Annotated in this window: 12 protein-coding genes; 4 read left to right on the top strand and 8 right to left on the bottom strand. The window is 36.2% G+C overall.

Features of this window, described 5'->3' with window-relative positions; translation table 11 throughout:
* Nucleotides 1-58: 58 nt before the first annotated feature.
* The gene (locus BLW28_RS04820; protein ID WP_073215905.1) at nt 59-424 is read left to right on the top strand and encodes an ORF6N domain-containing protein; all 366 of its coding nucleotides are present in this window, start codon (nt 59-61) and stop codon (nt 422-424) included.
* An 11-nt stretch (nt 425-435) separates the two neighbouring features.
* On the opposite strand, the gene BLW28_RS04815 is transcribed toward BLW28_RS04820, so the two are convergent.
* The 5 genes from BLW28_RS04815 to gcvP all read right to left on the bottom strand — a co-directional run bounded on the left by BLW28_RS04815 (nt 436) and on the right by gcvP (nt 7307).
* Nucleotides 436-1308: a glycosyltransferase family 2 protein gene (locus BLW28_RS04815; RefSeq protein WP_073215908.1), complete on the bottom strand. Its 873-nt coding sequence runs from the start codon at nt 1306-1308 to the stop codon at nt 436-438.
* A 5-nt stretch (nt 1309-1313) separates the two neighbouring features.
* Entirely contained in the window at nt 1314-2168 is an 855-nt protein-coding gene (locus tag BLW28_RS04810) for an FkbM family methyltransferase (protein WP_143036839.1), read from the bottom strand.
* Between the two features lie 92 nt (nt 2169-2260).
* Nucleotides 2261-3226 (bottom strand): T9SS type A sorting domain-containing protein, encoded by a 966-nt coding sequence (locus tag BLW28_RS04805; RefSeq protein WP_073215917.1) that lies wholly within the window; start codon nt 3224-3226, stop codon nt 2261-2263.
* Between the two features lie 33 nt (nt 3227-3259).
* Nucleotides 3260-4318 carry a 3-oxoacyl-ACP synthase III family protein gene (locus BLW28_RS04800; RefSeq protein WP_073215920.1) on the bottom strand — a complete coding sequence of 353 codons (1059 nt, stop codon included), beginning with the start codon at nt 4316-4318 and terminating at the stop codon, nt 3260-3262.
* Between the two features lie 139 nt (nt 4319-4457).
* On the bottom strand, nt 4458-7307 hold the full coding sequence (gene gcvP, locus BLW28_RS04795; RefSeq protein ID WP_073215923.1) for an aminomethyl-transferring glycine dehydrogenase: 2850 nt from the start codon (nt 7305-7307) through the stop codon (nt 4458-4460).
* Nucleotides 7308-7436: 129 nt separating this feature from the next.
* On the opposite strand from gcvP, the gene BLW28_RS04790 reads away from it, so the two are divergent.
* On the top strand, nt 7437-8255 hold the full coding sequence (locus BLW28_RS04790; protein WP_073215926.1) for a UbiA prenyltransferase family protein: 819 nt from the start codon (nt 7437-7439) through the stop codon (nt 8253-8255).
* On the opposite strand, the gene BLW28_RS04785 is transcribed toward BLW28_RS04790, so the two are convergent.
* Together BLW28_RS04785 and BLW28_RS04780 are read right to left on the bottom strand one after the other, a co-directional pair.
* Nucleotides 8250-8504, bottom strand: coding sequence for a hypothetical protein (locus tag BLW28_RS04785; RefSeq protein WP_073215930.1), 255 nt, complete (start codon nt 8502-8504; stop codon nt 8250-8252). The genes BLW28_RS04790 and BLW28_RS04785 overlap by 6 nt on opposite strands.
* A 9-nt stretch (nt 8505-8513) precedes the next feature.
* Nucleotides 8514-9062: a sigma-70 family RNA polymerase sigma factor gene (locus tag BLW28_RS04780; RefSeq protein WP_073216074.1), complete on the bottom strand. Its 549-nt coding sequence runs from the start codon at nt 9060-9062 to the stop codon at nt 8514-8516.
* A 173-nt stretch (nt 9063-9235) separates the two neighbouring features.
* Here BLW28_RS04780 and BLW28_RS04775 point away from each other — a divergent pair, with 173 nt between their 5' ends.
* Entirely contained in the window at nt 9236-10678 is a 1443-nt protein-coding gene (locus BLW28_RS04775) for a M20/M25/M40 family metallo-hydrolase (protein WP_073215932.1), read from the top strand.
* Nucleotides 10679-11025: 347 nt separating this feature from the next.
* Nucleotides 11026-12051 carry a YfaP family protein gene (locus BLW28_RS04770; protein WP_143036838.1) on the top strand — a complete coding sequence of 342 codons (1026 nt, stop codon included), beginning with the start codon at nt 11026-11028 and terminating at the stop codon, nt 12049-12051.
* A 99-nt stretch (nt 12052-12150) separates the two neighbouring features.
* Here BLW28_RS04770 and BLW28_RS04765 read toward each other — a convergent pair whose 3' ends face one another.
* Nucleotides 12151-14241 carry a M3 family metallopeptidase gene (locus tag BLW28_RS04765; RefSeq protein WP_073215944.1) on the bottom strand — a complete coding sequence of 697 codons (2091 nt, stop codon included), beginning with the start codon at nt 14239-14241 and terminating at the stop codon, nt 12151-12153.
* Nucleotides 14242-14293: the final 52 nt, after the last annotated feature.

Here is a 14293-nt window from a genome sequence, read left to right as displayed (position 1 = left end):
TCCACAGCATTTAATATTAATTTGAGTATACAATGTCGTGATTATTTTACAGGGTATAATGTTCAGGTTGACGGAAATAGAAACAGATTTTATGGTATCGCAAAATGCGATACCTTTCAAACAACACCTAGGTGGTTCATTGCCTTACGTATTTACAGAACACGGTGTATTGCACTTAGCCAAAGTGCTGACAGGAGAAAGAGCTACACAAATGAGTATTAGGATTATTGAAGTTTTTGCGCAAATGCGAGAAGCCTTGATTGATAATTTGAGCTTGAAACTTGATATCGAAGAAATAAAAAAGAAGCTGACGAGCCATTCTAAAAATATAGAATTGGTCTTTAATTACTTGGACGAACTGATTGAAAAGAAAGATAATGAGAAACCAAGAAAGCAAATAGGTTACAAGCCTGATACAGAATAAGTCGTCAAAAGTTAAATCCCAATCTTCCGTAAAATATTCTGCCAACGCAGTTTTCTGATAAACTCGCCTTCTTTTTTTGAAACCATAAACTCCAGATTATCTTTTTTTGCCTTGTAATATCCTTTCATACAATCCATAAAAAATCGCAAACTTCTTTTTCTGGAAGCCAATTTTCCTGAAGCGATAAAGGTAAGCCAAAAGCCATAACGCAATTTGTAAAAAGCTTCACCTTGCTTAAATTTTGCGGCTTTGGTATACACTTTCCCTGTATGTTTCAGATGTTTTACGTGAAGCGAAGTATCCGTTTTTATTTTCCAGCCGTTATATTGAGCTAGAAGTTCGTCTACGGTGTCCCAGCCCATTGCGTTTTTCAAACCTCCAATTTCTTTAAAACAAGCTTTTCGATATGCTTTCAGCGCACCGCGAATGTGGTCTTTATTGGTTAGATTTTCTAAAACCCATTGCCCAGATTTTTCGATATAACAAAAACCTCCGGCCATTCCGATTTTGGGATCACTTTCAAAAATAGTAGCAATTTTTTCTAAATAATTAGTTGGGAAAATTAGGTCGGCGTCAAACTTGCAAATAATATCGAAATTGTCATTATTTGCCTCTAAACCGCGATAAAAGGCATTGATTACTTTACTTCCAGGAGCATGCGCTTCTTCTGAACCCGTCTGCTGGATGGGCAGGTTGTGATAAATGCCTTTGATGAAACTATACTCTTCAGAAAAGCTGTCGATTATTCTCTGGGTTCCGTCAGTTGAACCATCGTTTACTATCGTAATTTTCTTCGGAAGAAAAGTTTGTTCTACTAAAGATTGAAGCGTTTGAAGTAAATATGCTCCTTCGTTATGGGCAGGTATGATGATGTGGAAATCCAAATGAATTAATTTTCGGACAGAAACTCAGCTATTAAATGACTTTTCTCTTTTGGCACAAAAAAACAATTCCTAATTCCATCATCTTGCAACCTGTATAATGTATCAACCTTTTTTAATCCATTCTTGGAATGATTGTAGAAATCGTAACCAATCCTAGTGAAAAAATCAGTCAATAGATTTTCAGTTGTATTAAATAGCGTTTCACAGATTACAATGGGTTTAAACCTCTCAATATATTCCTTTCCCGATTCCAAAATTTCGACTTCTGTTCCTTCAGTATCAATTTTTATTAAATCGATTTTTTGTATGTTTTTGTCTTTTATGAAATTGACTAAGCTTATTGCCTTAACCGTGGTTTTTACAAAATTCCTTGTTTTCGTTTTTGTACCTGTATTGTGTTCTCCTGATAAATTTTTATCCAGATAGTCGTATTTACTACTTTTCACTTCATAGAAATCAATATCGTGGGATTCTTTGGATAGTGCATATTCGACAGGAATAATGCTGTTATTTAAATTATTTAAAGAAATATTTTTTTTTAAATAATACTTCGGTCCAGTTGCGGGTTCGAAAGCAAAAATTTTTAGGCTTGGGTTTGCTTTTGAAGCAAGAAGCGAGTAGTAACCTATATTTGCACCAATATCGAAAAAACAATCTGCTTTTTTTGAAAGCGTTTCAAATATTTCAGAATACTCGAAACTTTTATAGCCCTCCCAAAATAGTAACTTTGTAAGATAACTTGTTTGATTTGTGGCAATTTTAATATGTCCAGAATCAGTTTTTAAACTAATTATTCCTGATGGAGGGATTTGGATGGATGGTTTGAGAAGTTTATGAAACGGATACATTGTATTCCTCAAAAGAAAATTGATTTGACCGTTATAAATTATCTTGAAGAAAAAATTAGTTAAACTCAATTAATGAATTTTTAGAAAGATTAGGATGTGCTTACTTATCTGTTTATGATTAATTTTTTTGTTTGGGTGTTTTTTTCTGAAGTAAATTGTAAAAAATAGAGGCCATTTGATAAATTTCCGATGTTGATTTCATTGGTTGAGTATGTTGATAAAACAAGTTTACCGACGTTATTAAAAATGTTAAGATGAAAATCAGTTTTGGAATTTGACTGTACATTTAAAATATTTTGTGCTGGGTTGGGGTAAACAAGAAATTTACTTTCCAAAAACTCTGAAGTGTGAAGTACAGAACATAGGTTGTGAACGACTTCATCTTCACTTAAAGCTCTGTCCCAATATCTAAAATCATCAATTGATCCTTTAAAATAATGTGCTGGAACATTTAAGTTTCTGTCATTTCGTCCAATGCTCCCTGGGGTTAATGAATAAAATATATCATCTCCTTCTCCAGAATAAGTTCCGCCATCTTCCTTGCAATCGATGTATATATCCATATCCAAAGCGGTTTTTACAATTACTGTAACGTGAACCCATTTATGATTTTCAATAGTATGGTTGCTTGTATATGATCTGCGAGAAGTTGGATTATAGAAAGGTGAGCCATCACCAAAGTTTACAGCATAATTGCCAGTGGCAATTTGTGTGTTAAAGTATATGCCAGAACTAACGTCATCTTCAAAAGAAGTGTTGAAAACCGCTCTGTCCTGGTAGTCGCTGCTGTCGTACTCAATCCAAAATGCAAATGTAACGGGTAATTGTGGTTTAAGTTCCACAAGGTTTGGTAAATCTATAAAGCTGTTTACTCCGTTAAAATAGGCGGCGGAATTTTCATTTCCGAAACGATCGGCAGTGTAAGTGATGTTGTTTGCAGTGCCATCAAAACCGTTTTCAGTTTCGTCAAGCGTGCTCCCATCAAATTTATAATGCACCAACAAATTTTCTTCTATTTGAGAGAAGCAAGAGATTGACATTAAAATAAAAAGGAAAGTAATAATCTTCATGAGTGCAAAATTTTATTAAATATAACAAAAACTTTACATTTTATAGACTATTGAATTAATATTCATTCCGGCTCCAACGCTCGCGAAAATAACAACGTCACCTTTTTTTACTGAATATCCTTCAATTTTGCCATTTAGAACCATGTCGTACAAAGTAGGAACGGTAGCCACGCTGCTGTTTCCTAGTTTGTTTATGCTCATAGGCATGATGTTGTTTGGTGTAGGTTTGTCAAAAAGCTTGTAGAAACGGTTTATGATAGCTTCGTCCATTTTCTCGTTGGCTTGATGTATGAAAATCATTTTTACATCATCAATTTCTTGGCCGCTTTGCTCCAAACAAGTTTTCATGGCGTCGGGAACGTGGTTTAAAGCAAACTCATAAATCTTTCTGCCGTACATTTTAATATAACGTCGATTATCTTTCTTTTCTAAATTATTGCTTTCGCCAAAAAAGATAAAATGGGCTTCTTCAAAAGCGTAGGTTGCACTGAAGTGTGATAGAATTCCACCTTCTTCGTCTGTTGCCTCGACTATTGCTGCTCCAGCACCATCGCTATAAATCATGGAGTCGCGATCGTGCGGATCTATTACGCGTGAAAGTGCTTCGGCGCCAATGACTAAGCACTTTTTGGCTATCCCAGATTTTATAAAAGCATTGGCTTGAATCATGCTCTCAATCCATCCTGGACAGCCAAAAAGCATGTCATATCCCACGCAAGTGGGTTTATTGATTTTTAGATTATGTTTAACGCGTGTGGCAATACTCGGTACTGTGTCGCTTTGAGCCGAATCGTGTTTTATATCGCCATAATTATGAGCGACGATAATATAGTCAAGCTCTTCCTTATCTATTCCAGCATTAATAATTGCTTTTTCAGCGGCAAAAGTTGCTATGTCTGAAGTGCTGTGCTCTTTAGGAATATATCTTCGTTCCGAAATTCCTGTAATTGCTTTAAACTTTTCAATTATAGTCTCATTTTCTTGCCCAAAAGGCGTGCCGTCTGAGTTATAAAATTCGTGAGAACCGAACGCTTCATTCTTGGCAATGGTATTAGGGATGTAACTGCCTATTCCTGTTATTTTTATATTCATACGGGAAATTTTATTAAAAATACGGAATTTTTGTTAACTAATATTTAGTGTCAAGTAAATGAGTAAGCAGTGAACAGAAATCAGTTTTTGAAATTCAATTTTCGGTTATTATGACTTTTGGTTACAACTCACAACACAATTAAGCATCCATATAGCTTTCAATTGGATCGCAAGTACAAATTAAATTTCTATCTCCATAAGCATCATCAACTCGTCTTACCGATGGCCAAAATTTGTTATCCGCAATGTAATCCATTGGGAAAGCTGCTTCCTGCCTTGTATATGGATATTCCCAATTATCGGCAGTAAGCATTTGTAATGTATGTGGCGAGTTTTTCAAAACGTTGTTTGGATGATCTTTATCTGCTTCTTCAATTTCCTTTCGGATTGAAATCATTGCATCACAAAATTGATCAAGTGAGGTTTTACTTTCACTTTCCGTAGGTTCTATCATCAAAGTCCCTGCAATTGGAAAGGAGACTGTTGGTGCGTGGAAACCGTAGTCTATTAATCGTTTTGCGATATCGGTAACTTCAATTCCTTTTTCTTTAAAAGGTCTGCAATCTACAATCATTTCGTGAGCTGCACGGCCTCGTTCTCCTGCATAAAGAACTTCGTAATGTCCGTTTAGGCGTTCTTTGATGTAGTTGGCATTGAGAATGGCATATTGAGTCGCTTTTTTCAATCCATTTACGCCTAGCATACAGATGTAAGCATAGCTAATAAGGCAAACTAACGAACTTCCGTAAGGTGCGCTAGAAATAGCAGTAATAGCTTGTTCGCCACCTGTTTTTATAATAGGATTTGATGGTAGGAAAGGAGCCAATTGTTTGGCAACACAAATTGGACCAACCCCTGGGCCTCCACCACCGTGTGGTATTGCGAAGGTTTTATGTAGATTTAAATGGCAAACATCGGCTCCAATAGCGCCTGGATTTGTTAAACCAACTTGCGCATTCATATTGGCGCCATCCATATAAACTTGTCCGCCATTTTCGTGAATTATACTTGTGATTTCGCGAATTGCAGATTCGTAAACGCCATGTGTTGATGGATAGGTAACCATCAAACAAGATAAATTGTCTTTGTGTTTAAGTGCTTTTTCACGAAGGTCGTCAACATCGATATTTCCTTCGGCAGTCGATTTTGTAACAACTACTTTCATTCCAGCCATAACGGCACTTGCAGGATTGGTTCCGTGGGCTGATGCTGGAATTAAACAAATATTCCGGTGTGCTTCTCCTCTTGATTCATGATAGGCTCGAATTACCATCAAGCCAGCAAATTCACCTTGTGCACCACTATTTGGTTGAAGGGAAGTAGCTGCAAATCCTGTAATTTCGGTAAGTTGTTTTTCAAGCTTTTTCAAAACTATTTGGTAGCCTTCTGCTTGTTCTACTGGTACGAAAGGGTGCATATTGCCCCACATTGGATCGCTTAAAGGAAGCATTTCGGCTGCGGCATTCAGTTTCATAGTACAAGAACCTAATGAAATCATAGAATGCGTTAATGAAAGATCTTTGCGCTCCAATTTCTTAATGTAACGCATTAAGTCGGTTTCACTGTGGTAGCTATTAAAAACGTCTTGTTGTAAAAATTCTGTTTTACGTGCAACTTCTTCTGGAATACGATTTTCGCTATCCAATTCGGTTATCTTTTGAAAGTCTTTTTTAACAGCTTCTGAAAAGATTGCTAAAATTTTGTTCAGGTCTTTTATTGTCGTTGCTTCATTTAAAGCAATAGAAACTGTTCCGCTGTCTGGGTAATAAAAGTTCACTTCTTTAGCTTCTGCCAAGAACTTGATTTTTGTGGCGTCAGTTTTTATAGCTATTGTGTCGAAAAAGGTATCGTTAACTTGTTCGAAGCCTAATTTTTCCAAGCTATTGGAAAGCGTTACTGCAGTGCTGTGAACTTTGTTTGCAATATATTTTAAACCTTCTGGCCCGTGATAAACAGCGTACATCCCTGCCATAACAGCAAGTAAAACTTGAGCAGTACAGATGTTTGAAGTAGCTCTGTCACGCTTTATGTGTTGTTCTCTTGTTTGTAGAGCCATTCGTAGCGCACGGTTGCCATCGGTGTCTTTACTTACTCCAATAATTCTTCCAGGAACGCTTCGTTTGTATTCTTCTTTGGTAGCGAAGAACGCTGCATGAGGTCCTCCATAACCTAACGGAATACCAAAACGCTGGGTGGTTCCAACAACTACGTCTACGCCAAAATTTCCAGGAGATTCTAACAATACTAAACTCAAAATATCTGCAGCAACAGCTACTTTAATTTGAGAATCGTTGGCTTTCTGGATAAATTCTTTGTAGTTATGAACTTTTCCGGTTTTACCAGGATATTGAAGAATAGCTCCAAAGAAATCATCTGCAAAATCAAATTCTTCGTGATTACCTACCACCAATTCAATTTCTAAAGGCGTAGAACGGGTTTGTAACAATGAAAGGGTTTGAGGTAGGATTTCTTCTGAAACAAAAAATTTAGATGCGTTGCTTTTTTTCTTTTCTTTTTCGCGAACCGCAAAAAGTAGTGCCATTGCTTCTGCAGCTGCAGTAGATTCATCCAAAAGTGAAGCATTCGTTAACTCCATTCCTGTTAAATCGGCAACGGCAGTCTGGAAATTTAGTAAAGCTTCCAGTCTTCCTTGTGCAATTTCGGCTTGATATGGTGTGTAAGCGGTATACCAACCTGGATTTTCAAGTATGTTACGTTGAATAACAGGTGGAAGATTAGATTGGTGATACCCCAATCCTATATACGTTTTAAAAACTTTGTTTTTTGAGGAGAGCTCGGTTATATGTTCCAAGTACTCTTGTTCGCTCATCGCAGTGTCTAAATCGAGCGCTTTTTTAAGTAGAATATCGTCTGGAACGGTCTCGTACATTAGCTGGTCGAGTGAACTAGCACCAACGGTTTCCAACATTTGGGGAAGGTCACTTTCACGTGGACCAATATGTCTTAAAGCAAAGGAATCTGTATTCATCAAAATAGGATTGAAATTAAGGTGGCAAATTTACAATTTTTAACCCGAAATGGGTAGTGATTAAACGCCCAAAATATTTTTTATAAACTAAGTGATCAGCGTAATAAGGCTTTCTTTATTTTTGGTGTAATGAAAATTTCCAAATGGATTTTAGCCTTTTACATTAATAGCAGTATTCATGTAGCTTTAGCCGTTGTAGCATTAACGGAAATTACCGTGTTGGAATACAATTTGTCTGTTCCCAAAGCTCTTTGGATGTTTGTGTTTTTTGGAGCCGTTACTGGCTACAATTTTGTGAAATATGCCAAAATTGCTGGATTGCATCACCGACATTTAACAAATTCCTTAAAAACTATTCAGATATTTTCGGGGCTTAGCTTTCTTGCATTGCTTTATAATATTTTTTACCTTCCTTGGGATTTAATGTTAATTGCGCTAGCCTTTGGAATTCCTACCTTTTTTTATGCAGTGCCGCTCATTCGGCATAAGAATTTGCGAAGCTTTACCGGAATTAAAATTTTTATTGTTGCCTTTGTATGGGCTGGAATTACGGTAATTGTGCCAGTAAAGGTTGCTGTGGGTGAAGTTTCAGTTGATGTTTTGCTAACATTTATTCAAAGAATATTGATTGTTGTGGTTTTAATGCTTCCTTTCGAAATTCGCGACGTACCTTATGATTCGCTTAACCTAAAAACCTTGCCACAGCAAATAGGTGTCTGGGGAACTAAAATGTTGGGAGAGGGAATTTTATTAATCTGTTTGGTTTTTGAATTTTTTAAATTATCTACCGATGGAGCTTATTTAATAAGTCTTTTGCTTTTTTCGGTGCTGTTAGGAGCAATGCTAATTATTTCAAAACCGTATCAAAACCGATATTTTGCTTCGTTTTGGATAGAAGGGTTACCAATTCTGTGGTGGGGGATTTATATATTTTTGGCAGCGTTATGATTTTGGTGTCGTACGCATTTCCTGATTTAATTTTGCTTTTAAAAGTTCTTTATCCTTTGCCGAAAAAGTTTTTATATCCGCTGTTTTTATAGAATTAGTTAGCTTGTTGTTATTTGCAGAATAATTTCGGCAGCATTTGCACATTATAAGATGAAGTTTCATTGTAAGCTTTTCAAAGAAACTAGCTTCCTCGTACTGACATTTGTCACAAACTTCTGCAGTCTCGCCGCATTTTAATAAAAACTTCATAGTATCGAATTAGTTGAGCCAATTTTTTTCTAAGCATTCCATCAAGGATTTTCGAGCTCTGTGGATTATTACCCACAGATTAGACGGAGTGATATTAAATTCTTTACAAATTACGTCAGTATCAATTTCATCAATAGTCTTCATTTTAAATATTTCAGCTTGCCTTGTGTCTAAAGTTTCCAAACATTCTAAAATGGCGAGGCGCAATTCTTCATTTTCTATTTGATCTTCTGCAGTTTTGTCAAATGGATCGGCAGCATTTTCTTCTAACCAATCTCCTTCAGAATCGGGATTGTGGTATGAAATTTTGATTTCGGCCTTACCTTTGGTGGAGTTGCTTTTACGATAATGATCAATAATTTTGCGCTTTAAAATTGAAATAAGCCAAGTGCGTTCTGTAGCTTCACCTTTAAAATTTTTCTGCGCTTTTAAACCTGCCAAAAAAGTTTCTGAAATAAGATCTTGGGTTGCAATTGGGTCGTTTACCCTTACAATAGTATAGTTGTAAAGATAATCTGCGTAATTATCGACCCATTTTTCGGGATTGAGAGTTTCCAAAATCAATATAGTTTTTAGCCACTTCCAAAAATAAGAGAAGTTTCCAATACAAATATGAAATATGGATTTATTTAACTTGAAACCATTGGAATGAGAATAAATAAACTGAATCGATATAGCGAGAAGTTCGTCAGAAATTTTATTTTTACCAATCCAACACTATATATACGACAATGAAAAAACTCACTACTGGAATATTATTATTTCTACTATTGCCAATTGGCTTGTTTGCGCAAAGCACGGCAGCAATTTATGCAACTATGGATGCCGCTGATGCAGTGTCTTTTAAAGCGCTTTATCCTGATGAGATGGAGATTTTGGCAACAACCGATACTCAGGCTGCAGTATTATTATCTGAAGAAGTTACACATCACATTCATGACAATGTTATTACTCACGGGCCGGGTTATATTTTTCGCGCTTCCGAAGAAAAGGCTTTAGCGGCATTAAACCCTGTTGTTCGTAGAGGTACAACAATAGATTATACAATAACAGAAGATGCTTTTGTGAACCAATGCTTAGATCTTGTAGATGGAACTAATATTGAAAACGACATATTGAACCTTCAAGGTTATGGAACGCGGTTTCACACCAAGCCACAAGCAGAGCAATCTGTGTTAGATCAACAAGCAAAATGGGACTTAATGATTGCAGCATCTGGAAGAACCGATGTGCGTACACGAATTGTGGATCACGTAAACACCCCAATGCCATCTGTAATTTTAACTATCGATGGCGCCAATACTCCAGATGAGTTTGTAATAATTGGAGGTCATATCGATTCAACAACTTGGAATAGGGATGATGCTCCTGGTGCCGACGACAATGCTTCGGGAATTGCTTCTTTGAACGAAATGGTGCGTGTTTTATTGGAAAAAGAATTTGTTCCAAATAGAACTATCGAAGTAATGGCATATGCAGCCGAAGAAATAGGTCTAGTGGGATCTGATGAAATTGCTAGTAGTTATGCCGATAATAATGTAAATGTTGTTGCTTATGTACAATTTGATATGACGGGCTATAACGGCTCTAATGACGATATTTATATTACTACCGACTGGTATAACAGCACTAGTTTAAACAATTATCTTGTTGCCTTAATGGATCATTACAATGCTTCAGGCGATCACGAATTTACCTATAATTATACCGAATGTGGTTATGGTTGTTCAGATCACGCAAGCTGGGCAGAGTACGGGTATGATGCAGCTTTCCCATTTGAAGCTGCTATGGGGCAGGACAATCCTATGATTCATACTCCGGGCGATGTTTATTCTTTTTTTAATACTCCAGAACACGCTGTAAAATTCGCGAAATTAGGATTAGAGTTTCTTATTGAAGCAGCTAAACCACAGACACTTGGGGTAGATGATTATTCTCAAGCTGCAATGAGCGTATTTGTAAAAGACAAAGCGTTGAACTATCATTTAAACAACACATCTTCTGTTGTTCAGGAAATTACGATTTACAATGTTGCAGGACAACGTATAATTTCTTCTGAAGTAAACAATGAAAAGGGAAGCTTAGAGCTAAATCAATTTGCAAATGGCTTTTATATAGCGCATTTTGTACTTGAAAATAACCATACAATGACTAAGAAATTTATTTTGAATTAAAATATAAATTCTACCCTTTACAATATTATAGGCTTCCGCCTGCTTTTGCAATTTTCGAAATTTTCGGAAATAATAAAAGTGGGCGGAAATTGTTTTATAAGAAACCTTCAACCTTTATTTTTTTAGATGAAGTTTTCAACTTTCCTTTCAATCTTTGATGTCTCAATTCAATTTCATTTGCCGTGATATAGCCTTATGAATAGGGATTAATGAAGTTATTATGTCTGTAATGGCTACATTCTCAATTGACAAGAAATGAATTTAACATTCAAAACCAAATAATATGTTAATATATTTTTTATCTTTAGCAGATAGAAAACAACTAATTAATCTAAAATTTGAACAAAATGAAAAACAACAATCGAAACTTTTCCCGTTTTGGAAAATACATCGTACTATTTTTATTTATGGGAGCTCTTATTACATCTTGTAGTAAGGATAATGAGAATCCGCCAGAGGAAGACCTTATTAATAGAGCAGAATTTGAAGATGGCTATTTCAACATTGAAAGTGGTGAATTTTACGGAAGACCAATGCCTTCAAGCAATTCTCAATCGTTAGAAATTTTAAGTGTCACGGGTAATTCTACAATTTTGGCTGGTGGAAGTAATTTTATCAACCTTAGAGGTAGTGCAAATGCAACGCAAGTAGTAGTCGGGGTTAAAAACCAACCAGGATATTTTACAATGCCAATGTCTATTAACGGTGATGGGGAATCCACGGCTGAAATGCGTTTATTAATTGGACAAGATCTTTCGGATACCTTTAGTCTTTCTTTTATGGTAAGCGATGGTCAAGGAAATTACAGTGTTTCTCACGATATGACAGTGAATTTAATGGATGCTGGAACTGGAATTTTACAAGTAAGTCTTTCTTGGGATAAATTTAATGACGTTGATTTACATTTGATTGATCCTAACGGTGAAGAAATTTACTTTGCAAACTCCACTTCAGCAACAGGAGGTCAGCTAGATGTTGATAGTAATGCCGCTTGTAATATTGACGAAATTAATAATGAGAATATTTATTATGATGATAGCCCAAATGTTACCATTCCGTACGGTGAATATGAAGTTTTGGTAGATTTATGGTCTAACTGCGACATAGTTCCAAACACAAATTATACAGTGCTCGTTTATTATGGCGGGGAGCTTATTGCCACAACAGAAGGAACAAATCCATTCGCTGGCGTTTTAACACCGGCAGATGAAAGCGGTAACACAAATTTGTTTTCAGTAATGAAGTTTAATATTGACGGAGCTCCTGCGCCAAGAGGCAGCGGAACATCTGCGCAATCATTATTAAAGAAAGGCTATAGGTTTAGCGTTGATAAAAACAATAAAGTGTTCAAAAACTTTGGCACTAAAAAGTAATTAACAATTGTATTATAAAGCCAAAACCGTCTTTCGAGACGGTTTTTTTCATTATTAAAGTTAATTTATTCGAATATTGAATAGGATTTCTTATGGGTTCTATAACAAACCAGCTCTTTTTAAAAGTGCTTCGGGATCTGGTTTTTGTCCACGGAACTTAATATAAAGCTTCATCGGGTCTATGGTACCGCCTTGTGATAGTACGAAATTTTTGAATTTGTCTGCGACTTCTTTATTGAAAATTCCTTCTTGTTGAAAGTAGGCGAATGCATCGGCATCCAATACTTCAGCCCATTTGTAGCTGTAATAACCTGCCGAGTATCCTCCTTGAAAAATATGTGAAAATGAAGTACTCATGCAATTCCCTTTAATGTCTGGGTAAAGCTGAGTACCACTAAAAACATTAGTCTCAAATTCTTTTACATTAACTCCAGTCTCAAAGTTTTTAGATGCTCCTGAAGCGCCATGCCAAGCCATATCTAGCATTCCAAAGCTTAGTTGCCGCATTGTTGCCATGCCTTCTAAAAAGGTGGCAGACTCCTTTATTTTATCAATATACTCCATCGGGATTACCTCGCCAGTTTTGTAGTGTGTAGCGAAGAGTTCTAAGGTTTCTTTTTCGTAACACCAGTTTTCTAAAATCTGACTAGGCAATTCTACAAAATCCCAATAAACACTCGTTCCTGAAAGGCTTGCGTAGTTGGTATTTGCCAGCATACCGTGTAGCGCGTGCCCAAATTCGTGAAAAAGGGTTGTTACTTCATTAAAAGTTAAAAGGGAAGGCTTGCTTGCTGTGGGTTTTGTAAAATTACATACAATTGAAATATGAGGTCGATCGTTTACAATTCCAACCTTTTTGTTGTCTGAGTCTATAGCCTCATTTACTTCTATTATAGAGGGTAATTCTATTTTTCGTTGAGGTTTATACGAAGTCATCCAGGCGCCGTTTCGTTTGCCAGCACGTGGGTGAAAGTCTGCATAAAAAATGGCAACTAATTCGCCTTCGTCATCTTTTACCTCATAAGTTTTTACATCGGCGTGGTATTTATCGATGTTATTCACCTCTTCAAAATGAAGGCCATAAAGTTTTTTAGCAACCGTGAAAACTCCATTAATTACATTTTTAAGTTCGAAATACGGCTTTAGCTTTTCATCATCAAGGTCGAAACGTTTTTGTTTTAGTTTTTCGGAATAATAAGCACCATCCCATTTTTCAAGTTGGTCGACGCCATCAAGACTTTTAGCAAAAGCAGTTAGTTCGGCAAACTCTTTTTGGGCGGCCGGCTTGGCTTTTTCTAGTAATTCGTATAAAAACGACTCTACTTTTTCAGGGGTTTTTGCCATTCGCTCTTCAAGTACAAAATGAGCGTGACTTTTGTAACCAAGTAGTTTGGCACGTCTATGTCTAAGTTTTACAATCTGAAGTACGTTTTGTTGATTGTCTAACTCGTCATTGTTAAAGCCTTTGGCACCAAAAGCAATAGCCATTTTTTTTCGGAGTTCACGATTGTCGGCATACGTTAAAAATGGAACATAACTCGGGTGATCTAATGTGAAAATCCAGCCTTGTTTTCCTTTTTCTGCTGCCGTTTGTGAAGCTGCTTCAATAGTGCCTTCAGGTAAGCCGGAAAGGTCGCTTTCGTCGGTAATATGAAGTTCAAATTTATTGGTTTCTGCCAAAACGTTTTCGCCGAAAGTAAGTTTTAACTTTGATAGTTCTGTGTCTATTTTACGAAGTTCAATCTTCTTTTCGTTTGAAAGGTTAGCACCATTTCTTGAAAATGACTTGTATTTTTTTTCAAGTAACATCTGCTGTTCGTCAGAAAGGTTTAGAGTGTCTTTTTGCTTGTAAACAGATTTTATTTTTTCGAATAACGTTGAATTCAACAAAATGTCATTATTAAACTCAGTGAGCATAGGAGAGATTTCCTGTGCTATTTTCTGAATTTCATCATTTGTTTCAGCGCTGTTTAAATTGAAGAAAATGCTAGTTGCCCTATCGAGTCGTTCTCCACTATTCTCTAATGCTTCCACCGTGTTTTTGAAAGTAGCAGCTTCAGAATTTGAAGTTATTGCATCTATTTCTTTCTTGGTGTCTTCAATCAATTGGCTGATTGCGGGAAGGAAATGTTTGTTTTCAATTTTAGAAAATGGGGCGGTATTGTATGGTTGTAATAAGGGATTGTTCATTTCAAATTGAAATTTTTAGCCCGCAAATCTCGCAGATTTTCGCAGAGAAATA

The organism is Aequorivita viscosa (genome assembly GCF_900106795.1).
GTDB lineage: Bacteria > Bacteroidota > Bacteroidia > Flavobacteriales > Flavobacteriaceae > Aequorivita > Aequorivita viscosa.
Note: the sequence above shows the minus strand (reverse complement) of the source record. Positions and strands in the feature narration are given on the sequence as shown.